Source organism: Bosea sp. AS-1 (assembly GCF_002220095.1).
Taxonomy (GTDB): domain Bacteria; phylum Pseudomonadota; class Alphaproteobacteria; order Rhizobiales; family Beijerinckiaceae; genus Allobosea.
Genome location: NZ_CP022372.1, coordinates 5,505,271 through 5,527,464 on the forward strand (window position 1 = coordinate 5,505,271; position 22,194 = coordinate 5,527,464).

The 22,194-nt window shown below is 66.6% G+C and carries 23 protein-coding genes; 17 read left to right on the forward strand and 6 right to left on the reverse strand.

Translation table 11 applies throughout. The features are described from left to right. Positions 1–49: 49 nt before the first annotated feature. From CE453_RS28185 to CE453_RS28195, 3 genes are all read left to right on the forward strand, one after another. Entirely contained in the window at positions 50–946 is an 897-nt protein-coding gene (locus CE453_RS28185; protein ID WP_089177606.1) for a 2-dehydro-3-deoxygalactonokinase, read from the forward strand. Beyond that, a complete protein-coding gene (locus tag CE453_RS28190; protein WP_198302230.1) occupies positions 943–1,860 on the forward strand; it encodes a ribokinase in 918 nt (305 codons plus the stop codon). The genes CE453_RS28185 and CE453_RS28190 overlap by 4 nt, the downstream gene beginning before the upstream one ends. A 173-nt stretch (positions 1,861–2,033) precedes the next feature. Then, positions 2,034–2,555, forward strand: a complete 522-nt coding sequence (locus tag CE453_RS28195; protein WP_157733242.1) for a retropepsin-like aspartic protease family protein — start codon at positions 2,034–2,036, stop codon at positions 2,553–2,555. A 50-nt stretch (positions 2,556–2,605) separates the two neighbouring features. Here CE453_RS28195 and CE453_RS28200 read toward each other — a convergent pair whose 3' ends face one another. The 3 genes from CE453_RS28200 to CE453_RS28210 all read right to left on the reverse strand — a co-directional run bounded on the left by CE453_RS28200 (position 2,606) and on the right by CE453_RS28210 (position 4,512). Beyond that, positions 2,606–3,205 carry a TadE/TadG family type IV pilus assembly protein gene (locus tag CE453_RS28200; protein WP_089177608.1) on the reverse strand — a complete coding sequence of 200 codons (600 nt, stop codon included), beginning with the start codon at positions 3,203–3,205 and terminating at the stop codon, positions 2,606–2,608. Then, positions 3,202–3,819: a TadE/TadG family type IV pilus assembly protein gene (locus tag CE453_RS28205; RefSeq protein ID WP_089177609.1), complete on the reverse strand. Its 618-nt coding sequence runs from the start codon at positions 3,817–3,819 to the stop codon at positions 3,202–3,204. The genes CE453_RS28200 and CE453_RS28205 overlap by 4 nt, the downstream gene beginning before the upstream one ends. Before the next feature lie 174 nt (positions 3,820–3,993). Beyond that, the gene (locus CE453_RS28210; RefSeq protein WP_089177610.1) at positions 3,994–4,512 is read right to left on the reverse strand and encodes a pilus assembly protein N-terminal domain-containing protein; all 519 of its coding nucleotides are present in this window, start codon (positions 4,510–4,512) and stop codon (positions 3,994–3,996) included. A 415-nt stretch (positions 4,513–4,927) separates the two neighbouring features. On the opposite strand from CE453_RS28210, the gene CE453_RS28215 reads away from it, so the two are divergent. The 9 genes from CE453_RS28215 (at position 4,928) to CE453_RS28255 (ending at position 13,681) form a co-directional block, all read left to right on the forward strand. Then, a complete protein-coding gene (locus tag CE453_RS28215) occupies positions 4,928–5,098 on the forward strand; it encodes a Flp family type IVb pilin (RefSeq protein ID WP_089177611.1) in 171 nt (56 codons plus the stop codon). A gap of 161 nt (positions 5,099–5,259) precedes the next feature. After that, complete coding sequence (locus CE453_RS28220; protein ID WP_089177612.1) at positions 5,260–5,772, forward strand: A24 family peptidase; 513 nt, start codon at positions 5,260–5,262, stop codon at positions 5,770–5,772. 122 nt (positions 5,773–5,894) lie between these two features. Further along, a complete protein-coding gene (cpaB, locus tag CE453_RS28225) occupies positions 5,895–6,680 on the forward strand; it encodes a Flp pilus assembly protein CpaB (protein ID WP_089177613.1) in 786 nt (261 codons plus the stop codon). Next, positions 6,677–8,134: a type II and III secretion system protein family protein gene (locus tag CE453_RS28230; RefSeq protein WP_089177614.1), complete on the forward strand. Its 1,458-nt coding sequence runs from the start codon at positions 6,677–6,679 to the stop codon at positions 8,132–8,134. Before cpaB ends, CE453_RS28230 begins: the two co-directional genes overlap by 4 nt. Positions 8,135–8,164: 30 nt before the next feature. After that, positions 8,165–8,908, forward strand: a complete 744-nt coding sequence (locus tag CE453_RS28235) for a CpaD family pilus assembly protein (RefSeq protein WP_089178202.1) — start codon at positions 8,165–8,167, stop codon at positions 8,906–8,908. Next, positions 8,905–10,170 (forward strand): CpaE/TadZ family protein, encoded by a 1,266-nt coding sequence (locus tag CE453_RS28240; protein WP_089177615.1) that lies wholly within the window; start codon positions 8,905–8,907, stop codon positions 10,168–10,170. The genes CE453_RS28235 and CE453_RS28240 overlap by 4 nt, the downstream gene beginning before the upstream one ends. Positions 10,171–10,251: 81 nt before the next feature. Further along, positions 10,252–11,691, forward strand: coding sequence for a CpaF family protein (locus CE453_RS28245; protein WP_089177616.1), 1,440 nt, complete (start codon positions 10,252–10,254; stop codon positions 11,689–11,691). A 27-nt stretch (positions 11,692–11,718) separates the two neighbouring features. After that, complete coding sequence (locus tag CE453_RS28250) at positions 11,719–12,696, forward strand: type II secretion system F family protein (RefSeq protein ID WP_089177617.1); 978 nt, start codon at positions 11,719–11,721, stop codon at positions 12,694–12,696. Between the two features lie 7 nt (positions 12,697–12,703). Next, the gene (locus CE453_RS28255; protein WP_089177618.1) at positions 12,704–13,681 is read left to right on the forward strand and encodes a type II secretion system F family protein; all 978 of its coding nucleotides are present in this window, start codon (positions 12,704–12,706) and stop codon (positions 13,679–13,681) included. Between the two features lie 111 nt (positions 13,682–13,792). Here CE453_RS28255 and CE453_RS28260 read toward each other — a convergent pair whose 3' ends face one another. Further along, positions 13,793–14,692, reverse strand: coding sequence for a tetratricopeptide repeat protein (locus tag CE453_RS28260; protein ID WP_089178203.1), 900 nt, complete (start codon positions 14,690–14,692; stop codon positions 13,793–13,795). 123 nt (positions 14,693–14,815) lie between these two features. Between CE453_RS28260 and CE453_RS28265 the strand changes: the two genes are divergently transcribed. The 3 genes from CE453_RS28265 to CE453_RS28275 all read left to right on the forward strand — a co-directional run bounded on the left by CE453_RS28265 (position 14,816) and on the right by CE453_RS28275 (position 17,536). Continuing rightward, the gene (locus tag CE453_RS28265; protein ID WP_248307904.1) at positions 14,816–16,198 is read left to right on the forward strand and encodes a leucyl aminopeptidase family protein; all 1,383 of its coding nucleotides are present in this window, start codon (positions 14,816–14,818) and stop codon (positions 16,196–16,198) included. Positions 16,199–16,278: 80 nt separating this feature from the next. Further along, positions 16,279–16,632 (forward strand): MarR family transcriptional regulator, encoded by a 354-nt coding sequence (locus tag CE453_RS28270; protein ID WP_089177619.1) that lies wholly within the window; start codon positions 16,279–16,281, stop codon positions 16,630–16,632. Between the two features lie 46 nt (positions 16,633–16,678). Continuing rightward, on the forward strand, positions 16,679–17,536 hold the full coding sequence (locus CE453_RS28275; protein ID WP_089177620.1) for a C40 family peptidase: 858 nt from the start codon (positions 16,679–16,681) through the stop codon (positions 17,534–17,536). 11 nt (positions 17,537–17,547) lie between these two features. On the opposite strand, the gene ubiB is transcribed toward CE453_RS28275, so the two are convergent. Both ubiB and ubiE read right to left on the reverse strand, forming a co-directional pair. Then, on the reverse strand, positions 17,548–19,104 hold the full coding sequence (ubiB, locus tag CE453_RS28280; RefSeq protein WP_089177621.1) for a 2-polyprenylphenol 6-hydroxylase: 1,557 nt from the start codon (positions 19,102–19,104) through the stop codon (positions 17,548–17,550). Between the two features lie 40 nt (positions 19,105–19,144). Beyond that, entirely contained in the window at positions 19,145–19,906 is a 762-nt protein-coding gene (gene ubiE, locus CE453_RS28285) for a bifunctional demethylmenaquinone methyltransferase/2-methoxy-6-polyprenyl-1,4-benzoquinol methylase UbiE (protein WP_089178205.1), read from the reverse strand. A gap of 114 nt (positions 19,907–20,020) precedes the next feature. On the opposite strand from ubiE, the gene mutM reads away from it, so the two are divergent. Both mutM and argC read left to right on the forward strand, forming a co-directional pair. Further along, positions 20,021–20,917, forward strand: coding sequence for a bifunctional DNA-formamidopyrimidine glycosylase/DNA-(apurinic or apyrimidinic site) lyase (gene mutM / locus CE453_RS28290; protein WP_089177622.1), 897 nt, complete (start codon positions 20,021–20,023; stop codon positions 20,915–20,917). Positions 20,918–21,217: 300 nt separating this feature from the next. Next, positions 21,218–22,192, forward strand: coding sequence for an N-acetyl-gamma-glutamyl-phosphate reductase (argC, locus tag CE453_RS28295; protein ID WP_089178206.1), 975 nt, complete (start codon positions 21,218–21,220; stop codon positions 22,190–22,192). Positions 22,193–22,194 lie beyond the last annotated feature (2 nt).

Sequence of the window (22,194 nt, forward strand, 5' to 3'; positions counted from 1 at the left end):
ACCGAACCCTGCGCCGCGAGGACATTCCCCCTCCCTTCTGGAGCCTGCCATGCCCAAACCACTGATCGCGCTCGACTGGGGCACGACCCGCGCGCGCGCCTTCCTGATCTCGGAAACCGGGGAGGTCATGCAACGACGCCTTGCCGACCAAGGCATCCAGTCGGTTCCGGCTGGCGGATATCCGGCGGCCTTCGAGGCGCTGGCAGGCGACTTGCGCCGCACCGCACCCGAGGCGGCGATCGTACTCGCCGGCATGGTCGGCAGCCGCAACGGCTGGGTGGAGGCGCCCTATGTCGCCTGCCCGGCCTCGCCCGAGGAGATCGCCGCCGCCGGCATCGCCGTCGATCTCGCGGCCGATACCAGGGCCACCATCCTGCCGGGGCTGAGTTGCGACGACGGCGCCTTCGACGTCATGCGCGGCGAGGAGACGCTGGTCGTCGGCCTCGGCCTCGCCGACGGCCTCGCCTGCCTGCCGGGAACCCATTCGAAATGGGCCGAGATCCGTGGCGGGCGGATCACGCGCTTCGCCAGCTTCATGACCGGCGAGGTCTACGGGCTGCTGCGCAACCAGTCGATCCTGGCGCGCCTGGCGGAAGAGCCCGCCGGTGAGGATGCATCGAGCGGCGCCGCCCGAGGCCGCGCCGCGGCAGGCCGCCCCGGCGGGCTGCTCAATGCGGCCTTCGGCGCCCGGACCGAGGTTCTGGCCGGGCGGATGCGCGGCGGCGAGGTCGGCCCCTTCCTCTCCTCGCTGCTGGTGGCGCAGGAGATCGCCGGAGCGCAGGCCCTGTTCGGCGCGACCAACCGCATCCACCTCGTCGCCGACGGCATCCTGGCCGAAAGCTATGGCGCGGCGCTCGCGGCCGCGGGCATCGAAACCACCGTCACGACACCGGAAGCCGCCTTCGTCTCCGGCGTGCGCCGCCTGGCCGCCGGTCTCGCCCGATGATCGTCGTCTTCGGCTCGATCAACATCGATCTCGTCACCCAGGTCGAGCGCCTTCCCGGCGCCGGAGAGACCGTGCTCGGGCCGAGCTATGCCGTCCACCCGGGCGGCAAGGGCGCGAACCAGGCGCTGGCGGCGCGGCGCGCCGGCGCCGAGGTGGCGCTGATCGGTGCGACCGGCCGCGACGGTTTCGGGGAGGAGGCTCTTTCGCTGCTCGCCGCCGACGGTGTCGACCTCAGCCATGTCGCCCGGGTCGACGCGCCGACGGGAGCGGCCTTCATCGCCATCGACCGGCAGGGCGCGAACCAGATCATCGTGGCCGCCGGCGCGAATGCCGAAGCCCGGCCCGATGCCTTGCAGCGGCTGCCGCTCGGCCCGCAAGACATCCTGCTGCTGCAGCGCGAGGTGCCGGAGGAGGCCTGCCTGGAAGCCGCACGGCTGATGAAGCAGGCAGGCGGGCGCGTCATCCTCAACCTGGCGCCAGCCGGCCCGCCTTCGCCGATGCTGCTCGCCTTCGTCGACATCCTGATCGTCAACGAGCATGAGGCCCTGGTTCTCGCCGAGACGCTCGGCTGGGCAGAGCGTGAACCCGATGCCATCGCCCAAAGGCTCGACGGCGAACGGGGCATCGCCGGCGTCGCCACCCTGGGCGCGGCCGGTGTCGTCAGCTGGCAAGGGGGAACACGGCAACGCCTCGAAGCGCCGCGGGTCACGGTCGTCGACACCGTCGCAGCCGGTGACAGCTTCACCGGTGCCTTCGCCGCCGCCCTGGCGGCCGGCGACGATCTTGCCCGCGCGCTGCAGCAGGGGCTTGCAGCCGGGTCGCTCGCCTGCACGCAAGCCGGCGCACAGCCGAGCATTCCGCGCGCAACGGAGATCGCCGCGCTCGCCGACCGGTCCTTTCCGCAAATGCGGTAAGCCTGGATTAAGCCTGATGGCGACGAGCGCCGCCGATATCGGCATTTGCCGCCAATTCCGAGCCTGCCGTTCACGTTTCGTCAGGTCTGCGCAGCCAACTCTCCGGCAAGCAGTATCGGCTCGCGCGCCATCCGTGGCCGCCGGCCGCCACGGCGACGAGCGGAGTGGGAACGGTGGCGAATCCATCGACTTGGGCACTGGGCGTGGCGGCGGTCGCCATCGGCGTCTCGCTGTCCTATACGCAATGGCTCGCCCCCAAGGTCGATGCCGAGGTTCCGAAAGCCACCGCAAGCCGAGCATCGGACCCGCCCGCCCGCCGCGGGCCGGCGATCCTGGCTGTCGCCGCCGATTATCGCGGCCACTACGTCGTCCACCCGACGATCGACAACTATCGGATCAAGATGATGGTCGATACCGGGGCCAGCATCGTCGCGCTCACGGCGGATGATGCCCGCGCGCTCGGGATCAAGCCCGACAAGCGGGCGCGTCCGATGCTGTTGAGCACCGCCAATGGCACGGTGACGGCGATCCGGACCCTTCTGCGGGAAGTCCGCCTCGGCGACATCGTCGTCCGCAATGTCGATGCCGTCGTGATGCCGCCGGGGGCGCTCGGGATGAGCCTGCTCGGCAACTCGTTCCTCGGCAAGCTGCAGGGCTACGAGGTCCAGACCGGGCGGATGGTGCTGCGCGGCTGAAGCCGCGCGCTGCGCACATACTCGTAGCCGACAATCGCTGCGATCTTCAGTCAGAAGGTCGGACAGGCCGGCGTACCGGTCCTGACAACCTGCTCGATATTCGCAGTGCCGGCCGCCTGCCCCGTCCGCGGGCGGGTATAGATCAGGTTATTGCCCAGCGTGTATGTCGCGTCCCTCAGAACGTAGCCCGTTATCGGCGCGTAGTCGTAACTCGCCCGGGCCATGATCACCGAGGTGTTGGGGACATTGACGCTGGCGGGCAACGTCACCGTCGTTCCGCGCACAAGCGGCGTCGTCCCCTTGCTCGCATTGCTCCAGCAGACCTTCGCGATCTTGTTGGCGTCGATCACGACACTGGAAACGGTCATGCTTACCGCTGTGCCGTCGAAGGGCATCATCACGCTCTCGGAAGCCTTGAGGATGTTGTCGATATCAGCCGGCGCCACCGCCCCGAAGCGAGCCGTCAAGTCGGCAAGTGCCAGCGTCAGCTGCGTCACCTTGCGATTAGCCATCACCATCTGCACGACATCGACGACGCCGCAATAGGCGATCAGCATCACCGGCAGCAGCATGGCGAACTCGACCAGCGCAACCCCTTCCGCGTCGCGCCGGAAGCGGCTCCAAAGACACCTTGTCCGGTTCTGCCTCATGTTCCGGCTCCGGGGCTGGGCGTCGTGAACGGCTCGGCCCGGAACACCGTCGTGGCCACCAAGGCACGATGCCCCGCACCGAGGTCGGCAAGTGAAGCCGAGGCCCAGCTCGTCAGAAAGAGGGAATAATCCAAAACCGCACGTGCGACGACGATCTGCCCAGGCTGCGGCTCGTTGTAGGCGAATTTGCTGGTGTCCAATTTGCCGTTGGAAACCGGGCTTGTGGTGTTTGACTTGGCCCCCGCGAAGTCCGTGTAGATCTTGACGTCCACATAGAGCTTCGAGCAGTCGATCAAACCCATCGGCGCAGCCGCACAGATATCGTCGCGAAACGCTTGGGCATTCGTGGCAGGGTTCGTGGAATTGTAACGGCTGACCGCCTGACCGGTGAGCAGGCGCCGCGATGTCTGAGAGAGCGATTCCTCGAGCACCTCGCTGGTCCAGAACATCAGCGCCGTCTCGATGATGGCAAAGAGCAGCGCAAAGAACGGCACCGCAATGAAGCCGAACTCGACGGCTGCCGCCCCGTCCTGGGAACGCCCGAACCTCCGGATCAATCGCTTTTTGCCGCGACCCGGAGGGCTGGCGCCGGCGGCTTGGAGAATGGCCGTCATCCGATCCGCAATCCATTGCTGCTCTCGGACACCGCGTCCGATGATGCAAAGCCTTACCCCGAAAGAATTTCGGATCGGTTAGAGAGGGTCGCCCTGTCTTGAAAACCCGAGGAAGATTTCGTTTACCAAGCGCCGCGCAAGCTCATCGCGCTCCGCTTCCCTAAAGACACCGCGTTACTGCGGCGCCGAGCCGCCGCGACCTCCCGAGGCGAGTGCGTTGCGGCTCGTGGCCTGCGCCCCGACCTCGCCGAAATATTTCTGCGCGTCGCCCAGTTGCACCGACGGCTGACATTCAGGCGTGCAGGAATAGCTCTCGCGATCCATGCCGCGCTGGACCGTCAGCACAGAATCGGAAGCCGCGCTCACGCGCACGAGCGATTCCGCCAGAAGAGAACCGCTGGCATCGAGGGCGATGAGGTTGGTGATGCCAAAGCTCTTGCCGGTCACGACCATGACGCCGTTGCGCTGAACCGCGACGTCGGCGATCGCCGGATTGCCGACGATGACGGTCTGCGCCTTTTCCGGCAGGCGGATGACCTTGGCGTGATCGACCAGCACCACGACGCTCTCGAGGGCTCCGGATTGCGGGGCCGCGACGGCGACACCGACCGCGAAAAGCGGCACGAACGTCAGGCCCGCGAGGGTCCGGGACGCGCGGGATCGATGTCCTGCCAAGCTCCGGAGAGTGAACATGAGCGGCGCCTCGAAGTTTGCGACCCCGGGAGCAAAGCGCAAAATGATGAATCAAACCCTAAACCAGCGCCACGTAGCGTTCTGATGCATCTCGATATGTCGTGACCAAGGGGAATTTGACGCGTTCGGCGTCAAATCGAACGCGCGACGCGTCGCTTCAATTTGGTCTAGCGCGTTAGCTAAATCGCTCGTTTACCGTTATCAACTTCGACGCAGCGCTCGTCACCTAAATATTCATCGCATTTTAATTTGTAAATTCCGCGTTAACCACAGAATAAACGCCCGCAAAATCGCGTCAATTCTTCGATCCGTTTAACAGTTCAGCAAGAGGCCCCGGCTAATGTCGTTCCTGTCGCTGACCGAAGCCAACTAGAGCGAAGGCAGCAGTCAAACCGTGGTAAGAGGAGTTCCCAACATGACCAAGATTTTCGCTCGCTTCGTCAAGGATGAGTCCGGCGCCACCGCCATCGAATACGGCCTGATCGCCGCCCTGGTCGCCGTCGCCGCCATCGGTGCGATGACCACCCTCGGCACGAACCTGAAGGGCCTGTTCACCGACATCGGCACGGAACTGGCCAAGCGCTGATCCCATCCGGTTTCGCTGGATACCAAGGAACGCCCCGGCCTACCCGGGGCGTTCTCATTTGCGGGGCGTGCTTTTGCCGTCCCGTCGAGATTTCCCGATGACCGTAAGGGTTCGGTGAGGCTTGCCGGTCAGTATCGCCGGCAGCAACGGAGTGGTCGCCCATGACTCTGTCACAAATCGTGATGCTCGGTGTCTTCCCGCTGGCGATGGCCTATGCGGCTGCGAGCGACCTCGTCTCGATGACCATCTCGAACCGGCTCTGCCTCCTCCTCATCGCCGGCTTTGCCGTATGCGCGACCCTGCTGGGGCTGGGCATGACGGAGATCGGCTGGCATCTGGCCGCCGGAGGGCTTGTCCTGGTGGTTGCCTTCGGATTGTTCGCCGCCGGCTGGATCGGCGGAGGCGATGCCAAACTCGCCGCCGCCACCGCGCTGTGGTTCGGTTTCGACCAGCTCATGCCCTATCTGACGATGGCCGCCATCTTCGGCGGCGTTCTGACCGTTCTGATCCTGATGCTGCGCAAATGGCCTCTGCCCGCTCCTGCAGCGAGCTGGGGCTGGGCACAGCGTCTGCACGCCGCGAATCAGGGTGTCCCCTACGGAATCGCGCTGGCTTTCGCGGCGCTGCTCGTCCTGCCGGAAACGTCGATCTGGCGAGCCGCCATCGGCCTGTGACGGCGCGCCCTTCCGTTGCGGCAGAAATTCCAAAAGTATACGCCTCATTAACTATAAATTGACGTTTCCCGAAGACGATCCGGGATGAGGGCCAGCTTCGATTGGCCGAGGATCGAACGTCAATGAGCCCCGCTCGCATCATCATTCTCCTCGTCGCGCTGGCCGCCGGCCTCGGCGCCGCCTTCCTCGTCCAGAAGCCGTCCCAGGCTCCGGCGCCAGTGGCCAAGACCGAACCGGCGCCGACAGTGCCCGTCCTCGTCGCTGCAGGTGACATCCCGATCGGCAACACGGTTTCGGCGAACGACATGCGCTGGCTCGACTGGCCGCTCGCCAGCGTACCGGCCGGCGTCATTCGCCAGGACGAGACGCCCGAGGCCGAAAAGGAGATCGCCGGACAGGTCGCGCGCTACGCCCTCCTTGCGGCCGAACCAATCCGCCGCGAGAAGCTGATCAAGACCGATGGGACCGGCTTCCTCTCAGCCGTTCTGCCTTCCGGCATGCGCGCGGTCGCGATCACGACCGACAGCCGCGGTGCCAGCACCGCCGGCGGCTTCATCCTGCCGAACGACCGTGTCGACGTGATCTGCACCTGGCGCGGGGAATCCGCGAGCGGGCGCGGCGGCGAGGCTTTTGTCAGCGAAACCCTGCTGCGTAACATCCGCGTCCTCGCGATCGGACAGAATATCCAGGAGCGCAATGGCGAGAAGGTCGTTGTCGGCGAGACGGCCACGCTCGAGGTCGATCCCGGCCAGGTCGAGGTCCTGATCCAGGGCCAGAAAACCGGCACTCTGTCGTTGGCGCTCCGCAGTCTCAAGGACGCCGGCGACAACGCTGCTACGCCAGCCCGCAACGACAATGCGATGACACTGGTGCGCTATGGCGTCACCACCAAGAGCGTGAAGCCATGATCCGTTCGTCCACCCGCCTCGCCGCCACTGGCCTCGCTGCGACGCTCCTATGCGCCCTCTCGGCTGCGGGCGCCCGTGCGCAATCAGCCGGGCCTACGCCCGTTCTGAACGTCGGCACCAGTGAATACGCAATCTCACGCAAGCTCGACCTGTCGATTGGGCGGTCCCTTGTGGTGGAGCTGCCGCGGGACGCCAAGGAGGTTTTCGTCGCCAATCCGAAGGTGGCGAATGCCGTCGTCCGCACCGCCCGCAAGCTCTTCGTCATCGGCATCGCCGACGGCGTGACCTCGATGTTCGTGATGGACGGCGAAGGCCGCCAGATCACCGCGCTGGAAATCAATGTCGGGCGTGACCTGAACGTGCTGCGCCAGACCCTGCGGACGGCCCTGCCGAACTCGCAGATCGAGATCAAGCCGGCCGGCGACTCGATCCTCCTCATCGGCTCGGTGCCGAACGCCTCGGAAGCGACGCAAGCCGTCGACATCGCCAATGCCTTCGTCGGCGTTTCCGAGAAATCTGACAGGAAGGGTGCGGTCATCAACTCGCTGACCATCCGCGACCGCGACCAGGTCATGGTCAAGGTCGTTGTTTCGGAGGTCCAGCGCAAGGCGATCAAGCAGCTCGGCATCAACTCCACCGGCGAATGGAAGCTGGGCAAATTCTCCGTTACGCCCTCGATCGATAACCCGCTGCCCCTGCAGCCGCAGGCGCTCTCCGCCACGGCGATCACGGCAGGTCTCGGGAACGCGCAGAACTTCACGCTGCGCGCCCTTGAGCGCGCCGGCCTGGCCCGCGTCCTGGCCGAACCGACCGTCACCGCAATCTCGGGCGAGACCGCGAAATTCACTGCCGGCGGCGAAGTGCCGATCCCGAAAGGCCAAACCTGCTCCTACGATAACTTCAACCGCCGGACCTGCTCGATCCAGATTGAATACAAGCCGGTCGGCGTCACCCTCAACTTCACGCCGATTGTGCTGTCCGACAACAAGATCAGCATGCGCATCGCCACAGAGGTCACCGAGCTCGATTTCGAGAACCAGCTCCGGCTGGGCGGCTCCGAAGATGCGGGCCTCAACATGCCGGCTTTCCGCGTCCGCAAATCCGACACGACCGTCGAGCTGCCCTCCGGCGGCACACTGGCTACCGCGGGCCTGATCCAACGCGTCTCGAAGCAGTCATTGAACGGCCTGCCCGGCCTGATGAACCTACCGATCATCGGCACGCTGTTCCGCTCGCGCGACTACCAGCGCGAGGAGACCGAGCTGATGATCACGGCAACGCCCTACATCGCCAAGCCGATGCAGCCGACGCAGGTCCAGCGTCCCGATGATGGCTTCGTCGAATCCCACGACTCGCAGGCCATCCTCCTCGGGCGGCTCAACAAGATCTACGGCAGCGGCGGTGGTGCGGTCCCCCAGGCCTACAAGGGCCGAGTCGGCTTCATCGCCGACTGAGCGCGTCACGGAAGAACGGATGGCTTGACGATGACCGCATATTCCCGATCGCGCTCCCCGACCTCCCTGAGACTGGTTGCCGCTCTTCTCGCTGCGAGCACCCTGGCCGGCGGCTGCGCCAGCAAGGGCGACAATACCGCCTCGCTTGCCCCCAGCGACGTGCGCGAACGGCATCCTATCGTGCTGAAGGATGCCCCGCGCTCGCTCGACGTCTTCGTCGGACGCTCGGGTGTGGCGCTCGACCGGCGCCAGAACGAAGATGTTGTCGCCTTCGCCCAGGAATACCGGCGCTCCGGCAAGGGCGGGATGGTCGCCGAGATCCCCACCGGAGACCGGCGCGAACGCGCCACGCGCGATACGCTGGCCAGCATCCGCACGGCCCTGGCGCAGGGTGGCGTCTCGCCCCGCGCACTCGCTGTGCGCAGCTACCCGATTCAGGACCCAGGCCTGGCCTCGCCGATCCGGCTGACCTTCGCCTCGCTGCAGGCGACGCTGCCCCATGAATGCGGGCAGTGGCCGACCGATCTCGGCAGCTCGAACTACAAGTTCTCCGCCTCGAACGAACCCTACTGGAATTTCGGCTGCTCCTCGCAGGCGACGCTCGCCGCGCAGGTCGCGGATCCGCTCGATCTGGTGCGCTCCCGCGATGAAGGCAGGCCGGACATCGTCAAGCGCATGGGCGCCATCGCCAAGATCCGCGACGGCAAGGATCCATCGACGCAGTACCGGTCGACGACGCCGCAGATCAATTCCACGGTCGGAGGCGGGACATGACGCATTCCGAGTCGGCTGAGCTGCATCAGGCGACCGGCAGCGAGGAGGTCATCGCGCCGCTGCCGCGTGTCACGCTTCAGGTGTTCTGCGAGACGCCGGCGGTGGCCGCCGCCATGCAGGCCGTGGTGGCCGACCGCCGCATGGACAAGGCTCATGCCCGCATTCAGATGGGCGGGCCTGCCGCGGCGGTGGAGGCCTTCCGCGCCGCACCCACGCCCAACATCATCGTTCTGGAGACCGTCTCCGATCCGGCGACGCTGGTCGCCAACCTCGATGCCCTGTCGGATAGCTGCGACGCCGGTACCAAGGTGGTCGTGATCGGCCACGTCAACGATGTGCAACTCTATCGCGACCTGATCCGGCGCGGCGTCAGCGAATATCTGATCGCGCCGCTCGAGACGCTCGACGTATTGCGCACGCTGTCCGAGCTCTATGTCTCTCCCGAGGCTCGCAATCTCGGCCGCATCATCGCCGTGACCGGCGCGAAGGGCGGCGTCGGCGCCTCGACCGTCGCTCACAACATCGCCTGGGCGATCTCCGGTGGCCTCGATGCCTCGACCGTCATCGTCGATCTCGACATCGCCTTCGGAACGGCCGGCCTCAACTTCAACCAGGATCCGCCACAAGGCATCGCCGAGGCCATATTCGCGCCCGAACGCCTCGACGCTGCCCTGCTCGATCGACTGCTCTCGCGTTGCAGCGACAACCTCGCGCTGCTCGCGGCACCAGCCATGCTCGACCGGACCATCGATCTCGGTGAGGACGCGCTCGACCAACTGCTCGATCTGCTGAGAGCAAGCGTGCCCTGTATTGTGCTTGATGTGCCACATCAATGGAGCGCCTGGACGAAGCGCACGGTGCTCGGGGCAGACGAAATCCTGATCGTCGCGGAGCCGGAGCTCGCCTCGTTGCGTAACGCCAAGAACTTCGTCGACCTCGCCCGAGCCGCACGTCCCAACGACACCGGCGCCAGACTGGTGCTCAACCAGGTCGGCATGCCGAAACGGCCCGAGATCGCTCCTGCCGAGTTCGCGAAGACCCTTGGAACCGAGGTGCTGTCGACGATCCCCTTCGACGCCCAGCTTTTCGGAACCGCTGCGAATAACGGCCAGATGATCGCCGAGGTCCAAGCGGGCAGCAAGGCGACCGAAGCCTTCTCGCAGATCGCCAGCGCGCTCACCGGGCGTGGAGAGGCCCGGCGCGGCAAACGCAGCTTGCTGGAGCCGCTGGTATCGAAGCTGAAGCGCCGCAAAGCCTCATGATGCGGCACGGTCTTCCTGATCTCGGTCTGATCGAGGTGCCTTGCTCGGGTGCCGCGAGCGCCTGTGCCGGAGACGATTGAGATGTTCGGCAAGCGATCCGCAGGCGCCGTGAGCGCCCCCATTCCGGCAGCGAGAGCGTCGGCGGCCGCCCCGACGCCACGCAAGCCGGAGCCGGCAACCGCTGCGCCGGACGTCCGCAAGATCGCGGTCCCGGAGACGACGCGCTCCGAAGAATACTATCAGATGAAGAGCATGATCTTCGGGGCGCTGATCGAGGCGATCGATCTGTCGCAGCTCGCGAAGCTCGATTCCGAATCCGCCCGCGAGGAAATCCGCGACATCATCAACGAGATCATCTCGCTGAAGAATGTCGTGCTCTCGATCGCCGAGCAGGAGGAACTGCTCGACGACATCTGCAACGACGTGCTTGGCTACGGCCCTCTCGAACCGCTGCTGGCGCGCGACGACATCGCCGACATCATGGTCAATGGCGCCGGCCGGACCTTCATCGAGACCGGCGGCAAGATCCAGCTCACCAATGTCCGCTTCCGCGACAATGCGCAGCTGATGAACATCTGCCAGCGCATCGTCAGCCAGGTCGGCCGGCGCGTCGACGAAAGCTCGCCGATCTGCGACGCGCGCCTCGCCGACGGCTCCCGTGTCAATGTCATCGCGCCACCGCTGGCGATCGATGGGCCGGCGCTCACCATCCGCAAGTTCAAGAAGGACAAGCTGACGCTCGACCAGATCACCAAGTTCGGCGCGATCTCGCCGCCGGGCGCGGAGATCCTGAAGATCATCGGCAAGGTCCGTTGCAATGTCGTGATCTCCGGGGGCACCGGCTCCGGCAAGACCACGCTGCTCAACTGCCTGACCAATTATATCGAGCACGATGAGCGCATCATCACCTGCGAGGACGCGGCCGAGTTGCAGCTCCAGCAGCCACATGTGGTGCGCCTCGAAACCCGTCCGCCCAATCTCGAGGGTACCGGCGCGGTGACCATGCGCGACCTCGTCAAGAACTGCCTGCGCATGCGCCCCGAGCGCATCATCGTCGGCGAGGTACGCGGACCGGAAGCCTTCGACCTGCTGCAGGCGATGAACACCGGCCATGACGGCTCGATGGGAACGCTGCACGCCAACACGCCGCGCGAGTGCCTGAGCCGTATCGAGTCGATGATCACCATGGGCGGTTTCTCACTGCCGTCGAAGACGCTGCGCGAGATGGTCTGCTCCTCGGTCGACGTCATCATCCAGGCCCAGCGCATGCGCGACGGCTCGCGCCGCATCACCCATATCACCGAGGTGCTCGGGATGGAGGGCGAGGTCATCATCACGCAGGACCTGATGACCTACGAAGTCCTCGGCGAGGATGCCGCGGGGAAGCTGATCGGCAGGCACCGCTCCACCGGCGTGGGCCGGCCGCGCTTCTGGGAACGCGCGCGCTATTTCGGTGAGGAGCAGCGCCTGGCCGCCGCCCTCGACGAACTCGAGCAGGCGAGCGAGAGCCATGCGGCCTAACCCGCGATACGACAGGGCTGACCTACTATGAATGCGAGTACGCTCGCCGTCGCTGTCCTGGCTATGCTCGCCGTCGGCGGCGTCTTCTACGCCTTGCTCTATCCGACGCTCACTGGCGAAAAGCGCGCCGAGAAGCGGCGCAAGGAATTCGCGAGCCCAGCGGCCGAACGCGGCATCGACCGGGAGGCGCAGGCCCGCATGAAACGCGGCCAGATCGCGCAGAGCCTCAAGGAGATTGAGAACCGGGAGAACGCCCGCAGCAAGGTCACGCTCGAAACCCGCATCAATCAGGCCGGGCTGAGCTGGTCACGGCAGAAATACTACATCGTCAGCGCGATTGCCGCCGCGGTTCTCGGCATATTGCTGTTCGCCGCGAGCCGCAGCCCGATCCTTGGGGTCGCCGGCCTGTTCATCGGCGGCTTCGGCCTGCCGGCCTGGTTTCTCAAGCGCTGCAAAACCCGACGGCTCAAGAAGTTCGGCATCGAGTTCCCCAATGCGCTCGACGTGATCGTGCGCGGCATCAAGGCAGGCCTCCCGGTCAGCGACTGCCTGCGTATCATCGCCAGCGAAGCAGCCGAGCCGGTGCGCGGTGAGTTCCGCCAGATCATCGAGGCGCAGACGCTCGGACTTCCACTCGCGGAAGCCGCCGTGAAGCTGAATGAGCGCATGCCCTGCGCCGAGGCGAATTTCTTCGGCATCGTCATCGCGATCCAGCAGAAGACCGGCGGCAACCTGTCCGAGACTCTCGGCAACCTCTCCCGTGTGCTCCGGGAGCGCCGCAAGATGCGCGACAAGATCCAGGCCGTCTCGATGGAGGCCAAGGCATCGGCCGGAATCATCGGGGCGCTGCCGCCGACCGTTGCCATTCTCGTCTATCTGACCACACCGAAATATATCGAGCTTCTCTGGCTGACGCAGACCGGCAAGTTTGCGCTGGTCGCCAGCGGCATCTGGATGCTCATCGGGGTACTGGTGATGCGCAAGATGATCAATTTCGATATCTGAGGCCGCGATGATCTCCCTCATCGTCACCAAAGTCACCGACCCGCAGTTCCTGCTGGCGCTGCTGGCCGCCGTCGCCGCCGCAGCGACTGTGCTGACGATCGCGATCCCGCTGACCGAGGGCAACAGCCTGAACAAGCGGATGAAGAGTGTCGCGACCGAACGTGAAAAGATCCGCGCGCGCGAACGCGAGAGGCTGAACCGGCAGGGCGAAAGGGTGAGCCTGCGGCAGGAGCCGAAGGCCTATATGCGGCGCATCGTCGAGCAGTTCAAACTGGGTGACTGGCTCGGAACAGAAAACGCGAAGCGGCAACTTTCGATGGCAGGCTACAGGGGACCGCAGGCGGAGATCGGCTTCCTATTCTTCCGGCTCGCCGCACCGATCGGCCTCTTCCTGTTCGCTCTCTTCTACGTCTTCGTCATCAACGGCTTCGGTCAGCCTTTCATCGTCAAGGTCGGCATCGCCATCGCCGGCGCTTATCTGGGCATCAAGGCCCCCGAGATCTTCCTGTCGAATCAGATCAGCAAGCGCCAGTCGTCGATGCGTCAGGCATTCCCCGACGCGCTCGATCTGCTGCTGATCTGCGTCGAATCCGGCATGTCGATCGAACATGCCTTCCGCAAGGTCTCCAACGAGATCGGCACTCAGTCCGTGGCGCTCGCAGAAGAGTTCGGTCTGTGCACGGCCGAGCTGTCCTATCTGGCCGAGCGCAAAGCCGCCTACGAGAACCTCGCAATGCGGACCGGGCTCGAAGGCGTCAAATCGGTTTCGACGGCACTGATCCAGGCGGAGCGCTACGGAACGCCGCTCGGCACTGCGCTCAGGACGCTGGCCCAGGAAAGTCGCGACCAGCGCATGAATGCCGCCGAGAAGAAGGCCGCCGCGCTGCCGCCGAAGCTCACCGTGCCGATGATCCTGTTCTTCCTGCCGGTGCTGTTCGTGATCATCATGACGCCGGCGCTGGTCCAGGTCTTCAAATGGAAATAGGCGCACCGGCCACGGCCTGAAGCGCCGCACAAGCAGAAGAGGCCGGAACTTCCGTTCCGGCCTCTTCTGCTTGTGAGGTTCGTCTCTGTGCCGCGGGCGGTGCGCCGTCGTTCAGCCTTGGCTCTGTGTCGCGGCGGAACCTGCTCCCTGCGCGAGGGGCGGTTTGGCTCCGGGCTGCGGCTTGGCCTTCCCTTTCAGCAGGTCCCAGCTGTTCTGCTGGCTGACACTACGCTTGAGATAGGCGATGGCCGCAGCGGCTTCCGCCGGGCTCTGGTCCTGGCGGGCGACGGTTTCCGCCTCGCCGAAGCGGCCCTGGAGGCCAAGGACCAGCACCAGGTTCTGGCGCACGCGCGCATCCGCCGCCGGCTGAGCCGCCGCCTCGCGCAAAACCCGCTCCGCATCGGGCAGGTGCCGGGAGAGCGCCAGCGACAACCCGAGATTGGACATCACCGTCGGCTCGCTCGGCGCCAGTTTCAGCGCCGCCTGATAAAGCTGCTGGGCCCGCTCGTGCTCGCCGAGCTGGTCGGCAACCGTGCCCTGCGCCGAAAGGATCCGCCAGTCGGGGCGTTCCGGCGAATGCGCCCGGGAGAGAACCTCGTCCGCCTCGCGCAAGCGACCATTATCGGCGAGCGAGCGACCATAGGCGCCCAGCAGTTCGCGGTCGTCCTGATGGATGAGCACGGCATTCTGCAGGACGGCAAGAGCCTGGGCATGCTGATCCATCGCCCGCAGGGCGCGCGCATAATAGAAGGCCGCGTTGCGGTCCTTCGGATCGGTGTCGTAGCGCTTGCCCCAGCTCTCGCGCTCGGCCTGCCAATCGGCTGCCGTGCGAGGCTGGGCCGGCTGGCTGCGCCCGATCGAGCCGGTGATGTCTCCGGGGCCACCCCGGCTCTGGCAGCCGGCGAGCGCCAGCGCGGCAACGCAGACGGCAAAACCGAAGCCGATGCGACGGTGGCGATGCGGAAGCTGGCGGAAAGCGGGGTGCGCTGCGGAGGAGGGCGCTATGGACATGGGCCGGATCGCCTCGCGGGCTGACATCGTGAAGGTTCGTCTGGTCGCTCCGGTGATAAAGCGTTAACCCTAATGCATTCTTAACCTGCCGTTCCCCCCGCCCTGCCAAACCGGTTCCTTCCCGTGCACAGCCTCCTGACGAACACCGCCGATGCGGCCATTCCCGTTCACGTCGTCTCGGCATCGGGCTGGGCGGAGCTGCGGGAGAAGCTGCCGGCCGAACAGCGGAGCTTTGCGCAGGCGCAAGGCTTTGCGGCGCGTGCCAGCGAGCACTGCTTCCTGCCCAGCGCCGACGGCCGGCTCGCCGGCGTTCTGCTCGGGATCGCCACCGCCGGACGCAGCCGGGACGCGTTCGCTCCCGCGCGGCTGGCCGCGCAGCTGCCGGAGGGCACCTACGCGCTGCAGGGCGAGATCGATGACCCGGCTCTGGCCACGCTCGGCTGGCTCCTGCAGAGCTATCGCTTCGATCGCTACCGCAAGCCTGCTCCGACGAAGGCACGGCTCGTCCTGCCCAAGGGCGTCGACGGCGCGGAGATCAGCCTGATCGCAGACTCGGCCATGCTGGCACGCGACCTCGTCAACACGCCCGCGAACGACATGGGGCCGGACGAGATCGAGGCGGCGATCCGTGTGCTCGGCGCCGAATGCGGGGCAACCGTCAGCAGCATCGCAGACGAGGAACTGCTGGACGAGAATTTTCCGATGATCCATGCGGTCGGGCGGGCCTCGCCGCGGGCGCCGCGCCTCATCGATCTCGTCTGGGGCAAGCCGTCGCATCCGAAGGTCACGCTGGTCGGCAAGGGCGTCGCCTTCGACACTGGCGGGCTCGACATCAAGCCCGCGGCCGCGATGCTGCTGATGAAGAAGGACATGGGCGGCGCGGCCGCAGCCATTGCCGCGGCCCGCATGATCATGCTGGCGAAGCTGCCGGTGCGGCTGCGCCTGCTGGTGCCGGCGGTCGAGAACGCGATCTCGGGCGCGGCGTTCCGGCCGGGCGACATCCTGCCGAGCCGCAAGGGCCTCACCGTCGAGATCGGCAATACCGACGCCGAAGGGCGCCTGATCCTCGCGGACGCGCTGGCCTTGGCCGACGAGGAGGCGCCGGAGCTGCTGATCGACTACGCCACGCTGACGGGAGCCGCCCGCACGGCGCTCGGGCCGGATCTGCCGCCCTTCTACACGCATGACGAGGGGCTCGCCGCCGAGATCGCGCGGATCGGCCTCGCCGTGAACGACCCGGTCTGGCGGCTGCCGCTCTGGGCTCCCTATGACCGCATGCTCGATTCCAAGATCGCGGATGTGAACCACGTCTCCAGCGGCGGCATGGCCGGTTCGGTCACGGCCGCGCTGTTCCTCAACCGCTTCGTCGAGCGGACGCCGTCCTACGCCCATTTCGACATCTATGCCTGGACCCCCGCGGCCAAGCCCGGCCGCCCCGAAGGCGGCGAGTGCCAGGCGGCGCGACTGACCTATGCCTTGGTGAAGCAGCTCTATCCAGCCGGTTAAGGCTGATCGGCGAAGTCGATTGCGCCTCGGCGCCTGCGCGATAATGATACGGACCCGTAACGATCGGGAACCTCATCCGTATGCCCTTGGAGATCAGGCCCTCGCAGGCGCTCAGGCTCTGGCGGCAGGTGCATCTCGATCTGGTGCGGGACGGCGAGCCGGACCTCTCGGCCCGCCAGACCGCGATCCTGCTCACCGTCTATCTCGAACTGCCGCCGCATACGGTGCGGGGGCTGGCGAAGCAGCTTGGCGTGACCAAGCCGGTGATCACCCGCGCGCTCGATACGCTCGGCAAGCTCGGCCTCCTGACCCGCAAGCGCGACGAGGAGGATCGACGCAACGTCGTGATCCAGCGCACGGTGGCCGGGGCGCTCGCCGTGGAACGGCTCGGCGACCTCGTCACCGAGCATGCGAAGGAAATCGGGGCCGGCTGAGCGCAGGCCCCTCCCGGCGCTGCCGAGGCAAGGATAGATTGCCGTCATGACCGCGATTCTCGACCGCCGCACCACACCCTTCCGCACCGACCTCGCCGCCGGCCATCTGCGCGGCCAGGTCAAGGCCCCGACCTTCGTCGATCCGCAGCCGATGCGGGTCGTCACCGCTTCGGCGCCGCTGCGGCGCGAGCCACGTCCCGACGCCGCCCTCGACACGGAGGCGCTCGCGGGCGAGCTGGTGCAGGTCTATGAACGCCATGAAGGCTGGGCCTGGGGACAGCTCTCCGGCGACGGCTATGTCGGCTATCTGCCCGACGATTGCCTGCGGCCGGATCAGCCCGCGCCGACGCATCGGGTCAGTGCGCTCCGAACCTTCCTCTACCCCGGGCCGTCGATCAAATTGCCGCCGCTGGCCGCGCTCTCGCTCAATGCCGGCGTCGCGGTCGTGGAGCAGAAGGGCGATTTCGGCGTCCTCGCCGATGGCGGCCACGTCTTCCTCAAGCATCTTGCCGCGTTCGACCGGTTCGAGCCCGATTTCGTCGCGGTGGCCGAGCGCTTCCTCGGCGTGCCATATCTCTGGGGCGGCAAGACCAGCCTCGGACTCGATTGCTCCGGGCTGACGCAGCTTGCGCTGGCAGCAACCGGCATTGCCTCGCCACGCGATTCCGACATGCTGGAAGCCGCGCTCGGCACGGCTGTCGCCTTCGATGACAGCTTGTCCGGCCTCCAGCGCGGCGACCTCGTCTTCTGGAAAGGCCATGTCGGGATCCTGACCGACCCGGACACGCTTCTTCATGCCAACGGCTACACCATGACCGTCTTCAGCGAGCCGCTGCGAGAGGCACGCGACCGCATCCTAACCAAGAGCTTCGGCGCGATCACCAGCATCAAACGACTGGCCTGAACGGCCGCTTCCTAGCCGAAGACCCCGTAGGCGATCAGCCCTGCGATCACCCAGAGCGCGGCCGTGCCCCAGCGGTTGCGCCGCGCTTCGGCCCGGCCGATCGCCGCGACGCTGCGCTCGTCGAGGGCGAAGCCGTGGCGGGAGGCGTCCTCGAGCTGTCCCAGCACGCGCTCGGCCCGGCCGACCGTGTCGGGCAGGCTCGCGAGCGAGCCGAGCAGCGAGCGGGCGCCGCGTCCGGCTTCCTCCAATCGGCCGAGCGGCCCGAGGTTATGCGTGATCCAGCTCCGCACCACCGGATCGGCCGTGCCCCACATGTCGAGATGCGGATCGAGCGAGCGGGCCACGCCCTCGACCACCACCATGGTCTTCTGCAGCATGACGAGCTCGGTGCGCGTCGCCATGTCGAACATGCCGGTGATTTCGAAGAGCAGGGTCAGCACCTTCGCCATCGAGATCTGGTCGGCGCGCCGGTCGTGGATCGGCTCGCCGACGGCGCGGATGGCCTGGGCGAAATCCTCGACGTCATGATGAGACGGGACGTAGCCCGCCTCGAAATGCACCTCCGCGACGCGGCGATAGTCGCGGGTGATGAAGCCGAGCAGGATCTCGGCGAGAAACCGCCGCTCCTTGTGGCCGAGCCGCCCCATGATGCCGCCATCGACGGCGACGAGCCGGCCCTCCGCATCGACGAACAGGTTTCCGGGATGCATGTCGGCATGGAAGAAGCCGTCGCGGATCGCATGCTTCAGGAAGGACTGGATGATCTTGCGGGCGAGCTCCGGCAGGTCGTGGCCAGCGGCGCGCAGGCCCTCGACATCGGAGAGGCGCACCGCGTCGATCCACTCGTCGACCAGCATCTCGCGGGCCGTGAGCTGCCAATCCGGCTCCGGCACGCGGAAATCCGCGTCGTCCTTGGTGTTCTCCGCGAATTCGGAGAGCGCGGCCGCCTCCAGCCGCAGATCCATCTCCATCGCGACCGAGCGGGCCAATGTCTCGACCACGCCGGTGAAGCGCAGGCGCCGCGCCTCGGCCGAGCGCATCTCCGCCATCTCGGCACCGAAGCGCATCGCGGCGAGGTCACGGTTGAAGCGGTCGCGGATGCCGGGGCGCAGGATCTTCACCGCGACCTCGCGCCCGTCCTTGAGCCGGGCGCGATGCACCTGGGCGATCGAGGCGGCGGCGACCGGCTCGCTGAATTCGACGAAGATCTCTTCCAGCTTCGTGCCATGGGCCGCTTCGACGATGGCCCGCGCCTCCGCCATCGGGAAGGCGGGCATGCGGTCCTGCAGGGCCGAAAGATCCTGCGCGATCTTCATGCCGACGACATCGGGCCGGGTCGCCAGGAACTGGCCGAACTTGACGTAGGAGGGGCCGAGCCGCGTCAGCGCCGCCGCGAGCCGTGTGGCCGAGGAGCCGGCGCCGCGCCGCTCGATCACCCGGCCGAGGCGGATCAGCCCGCGCGCCAGCGGCGGCAAGACCGAGGGATCGACCAGAGAGAGCGCGCCCTCACGCGCCAGCACGAAGCCGACGCGCGCGCCGCGCAGCATGTGGAAGAAGGAGGAGATCATGCCCGGGCCGTCATGCGCGGGCTCGGCGCGGCACAGGCCATCACAGCTTCCAGCCGGAATGCAGCGCCACGACCCCGCCGGTCATCGGCGTGTATTTCGCCCTGCGGAAGCCCGCATCCTCGATCATGCCGGCGAAGGCCTGCGGCTTCGGGAATTTGCGGATCGATTCGACCAGATACTGATAGGGCTCGGCCTCGCCCGTCACCATCCGCCCCATCGGCGGGATGACCCGGAAGGAGTAGCTCTCATAGATCTTGTCGAGCAGCGGCACGTCGACATGGCTGAACTCGAGGCAGAGGAAACGCCCGCCGCGCTTGAGCACGCGATAGGCCTCGGCCAGGGCCTTGTCGATGCGCGGCACGTTCCGGATGCCGAAGGCGATGGTGTAGCAGTCGAAATGGTTGTCCGGCAGGCCCAGTTCCTCGGCATTGCCCTGGACGAAGCGGATGCGGTCATCCTCCGGGAAGCGCTTGTCGGCGCGCTCGCGCCCGACGCGCAGCATGTCGGCGTTGATGTCGAGCACGGTGACGTCGGTCTGCGGGCCGCCCGCCTCCAGCACGGCGAAGGCGACGTCGCCCGTGCCGCCGGCCACGTCGAGATGGTGGAAGGGCCGGTCCTTGGCCGGGTTGATCGCCGTCAGCAGCGCGCTCTTCCAGGCGCGGTGCAGGCCGCCCGACATCAGGTCGTTCATCAGGTCGTAGCGGTTGGCGACCTTGTGGAAGACGTCGTCGACCTTGGCCTGCTTCTCGGCGAGCTTCACGGTCTCGAAGCCGAAATGGGTGGTGTCGGAAGCTGCTGTCACGGTCGGGCCGGCCTTGTGCAAATCTGTCTTGTATTCGCCTGAGGCGATGAATAGCCAAAGGCGACGGGCTTGTCGCGGCCCGTCTCGCCGCAGGCTTTACGAGAGAAGACGAGGATGCCCGAGCTTCCCGAGGTCGAAACCGTCCGGCGCGGGCTGGAACCCGCCATGACGGGGGAGCGCTTCGCCCGCGTCGAGCTGCGCCGGCCGGACCTGCGCTTTCCCCTGCCCGAGCGCTTTGCCGAGCGCCTGACCGGCCGGCGGGTCGAGGCACTGTCGCGGCGGGCGAAATACCTGATCGCCGATCTCGACGATGGCGAGGCCCTCGTCATGCATCTGGGCATGAGCGGGCGCTTCATCGTCGAGGCGCCCGGCACGCCGCCGACCGAGCCCGGCTCCTATTACAACGAGATCGGTCGGCACCTGATCCACGACCATGTCGTGTTCGAAATGGGGACCGGCGCGCGCGTCACCTATAACGACGTGCGCCGCTTCGGCTTCATGGACATTCTGCCGCGCAACGAGCTCGAGACCTGCAGACACTTCGCGGGCATGGGGATCGAGCCGCTCGGCAACGAACTCTCCGGCGAGACGCTGGCGAAGCTCTTCGCGGGCAAGATCGCGCCGCTGAAGGCCGCGCTGCTCGACCAGAGGCTCGTGGCGGGCCTGGGCAACATCTATGTCTGCGAGGCGCTGTTCCGTGCCGGTCTCCACCCGGAAGCCGAAGCGGGAACGATCGCGACTCCGGCCGGACGACCGCGCGAGAAGGCCCATGAGCTCGCCCGCATCATCCGCGAGGTGCTGGAGGAGGCGGTCGCGGCCGGCGGCTCGACGCTGCGCGACTTCGCCCATGCCGACGGCTCGCTCGGCTATTTCCAGCATCGCTTCAAGGTCTATGACCGCGAGGGCGAGGTCTGCGTCACGCCGGGCTGCGGCCGATTGGTGAAGCGGCTGGTGCAATCGGGCCGCTCGACCTTCTATTGCGAGAGCTGCCAGCCGCGGCGCCTGCGTTGACGGGCTGCGGCCCGCTCGGATCGGGAGCGGACATTCCGCTTGACGATGACGCACGGTGACGACAGTTTTGCCGGACATGCTCAGGAACCAGAACCTTTGTGATCGACGCCGACGTCGCTGCACCCAAGCGGCGGCTCTTCGGGCTGCGCGTCGACCAGCGTTCGTCCGCGTGATGGCTGCCTCACTGTAGGCCCACTCGCCAGAGCCGCCCGACCCGCGTTCCTGAACCCCCGCAGCCCTCGGCTCCGGGGGTTTTCTTTGGCCCGCATCCCAAACCCGCATCCCAAAATGGAGACCATCATGAGCATTCGCGTCGGCATTGTCGGAATCAGCGGTTTTGGCGGCGGCGAGGCGATGCGCCTCATCGCGAGCCACCCGTCCTTCGAGCTGGTCTACGCCGCGGGCGAGGGGAGCGCCGGCAGCCGCCTGGTGGACCGCTTCCCCGGTGTTCCGGCCAAGCTGGCCGAACTGGTCATCGAGAAATGGGATCCCGAGACCCTGCCGCAGCTCGACGTGCTGTTCGCGTCCCTGCCCACGGGCGCTTCGGGCGGGGCGCTGGCCCGTGTCCCCAAGGATGTGAAGATCGTCGATATCGGCGGAGACCACCGCTATGTCGAGGGCTGGGCGTACGGCCTGGCCGACGTCTGGCCGGATGAGATCGAAGGCCGGACCCGCATTGCCAACCCCGGCTGCTTCCCTGCCGCGACGCTGAACGCGCTTGCGCCGCTGCTGGTCGACAGGCTGATCGAGCCCGGCAATATCGTGATCGACGTCAAGACGGGCATCTCCGGCGCCGGCCGGGGCGGCGACAGCAAGTTTGGCTATGCCGAGAGCAACGAGAACCTGGTGCCCTACGGCCTGCTCCAGCACGTCCACATGCCGGAGATCGCCAGGACGATCGAGCGGTTGAGCGAAGGCAGCGCGGCCGGGCTGGTGTTCACGCCGCATCTGGTGCCGATGACCCGCGGCATCCTCGCCACCATTTACTGCCGTGGCCGCGCGACCACGAGCCAGTGCCTGGACTCTGCTCGGCGCTTCTACGCCGGGCGGGCATTCGTCCGTGTCACCGACAAGCCGCCGCAGACCAAATGGGCCACGGGCTCCAATCTCGCCTTCGTCAGCTATGCCGCCGATCCGGAGCGGAACCTGGTGATCGCGATGGGTGTGGTCGACAATCTCGGCAAGGGAGCGGCCGGCCAGGCGGTGCAGAATGCGAACCTGATCTGCGGCCTGCCGGAAACCACAGGGCTGGATGGCGCCCCGATCTGGCCGTGAGG

Bases quoted from the DNA above. Each gene is read 5' to 3' on its own strand.
- CE453_RS28185 (WP_089177606.1), top strand. From the start codon at position 50: ATGCCCAAACCACTGATCGCGCTCGACTGGGGCACGACCCGCGCGCGC.
- CE453_RS28190 (WP_198302230.1), top strand. From the start codon at position 943: ATGATCGTCGTCTTCGGCTCGATCAACATCGATCTCGTCACCCAGGTC.
- CE453_RS28200 (WP_089177608.1), bottom strand. From the start codon at position 3,205: ATGAGGCAGAACCGGACAAGGTGTCTTTGGAGCCGCTTCCGGCGCGAC.
- CE453_RS28205 (WP_089177609.1), bottom strand. From the start codon at position 3,819: ATGACGGCCATTCTCCAAGCCGCCGGCGCCAGCCCTCCGGGTCGCGGC.
- CE453_RS28210 (WP_089177610.1), bottom strand. From the start codon at position 4,512: ATGTTCACTCTCCGGAGCTTGGCAGGACATCGATCCCGCGCGTCCCGG.
- CE453_RS28215 (WP_089177611.1), top strand. From the start codon at position 4,928: ATGACCAAGATTTTCGCTCGCTTCGTCAAGGATGAGTCCGGCGCCACC.
- CE453_RS28220 (WP_089177612.1), top strand. From the start codon at position 5,260: ATGACTCTGTCACAAATCGTGATGCTCGGTGTCTTCCCGCTGGCGATG.
- cpaB (WP_089177613.1), top strand. From the start codon at position 5,895: ATGAGCCCCGCTCGCATCATCATTCTCCTCGTCGCGCTGGCCGCCGGC.
- CE453_RS28230 (WP_089177614.1), top strand. From the start codon at position 6,677: ATGATCCGTTCGTCCACCCGCCTCGCCGCCACTGGCCTCGCTGCGACG.
- CE453_RS28235 (WP_089178202.1), top strand. From the start codon at position 8,165: ATGACCGCATATTCCCGATCGCGCTCCCCGACCTCCCTGAGACTGGTT.
- CE453_RS28240 (WP_089177615.1), top strand. From the start codon at position 8,905: ATGACGCATTCCGAGTCGGCTGAGCTGCATCAGGCGACCGGCAGCGAG.
- CE453_RS28245 (WP_089177616.1), top strand. From the start codon at position 10,252: ATGTTCGGCAAGCGATCCGCAGGCGCCGTGAGCGCCCCCATTCCGGCA.
- CE453_RS28250 (WP_089177617.1), top strand. From the start codon at position 11,719: ATGAATGCGAGTACGCTCGCCGTCGCTGTCCTGGCTATGCTCGCCGTC.
- CE453_RS28255 (WP_089177618.1), top strand. From the start codon at position 12,704: ATGATCTCCCTCATCGTCACCAAAGTCACCGACCCGCAGTTCCTGCTG.
- CE453_RS28260 (WP_089178203.1), bottom strand. From the start codon at position 14,692: ATGTCCATAGCGCCCTCCTCCGCAGCGCACCCCGCTTTCCGCCAGCTT.
- CE453_RS28270 (WP_089177619.1), top strand. From the start codon at position 16,279: ATGCCCTTGGAGATCAGGCCCTCGCAGGCGCTCAGGCTCTGGCGGCAG.
- CE453_RS28275 (WP_089177620.1), top strand. From the start codon at position 16,679: ATGACCGCGATTCTCGACCGCCGCACCACACCCTTCCGCACCGACCTC.
- ubiB (WP_089177621.1), bottom strand. From the start codon at position 19,104: ATGATCTCCTCCTTCTTCCACATGCTGCGCGGCGCGCGCGTCGGCTTC.
- mutM (WP_089177622.1), top strand. From the start codon at position 20,021: ATGCCCGAGCTTCCCGAGGTCGAAACCGTCCGGCGCGGGCTGGAACCC.
- argC (WP_089178206.1), top strand. From the start codon at position 21,218: ATGAGCATTCGCGTCGGCATTGTCGGAATCAGCGGTTTTGGCGGCGGC.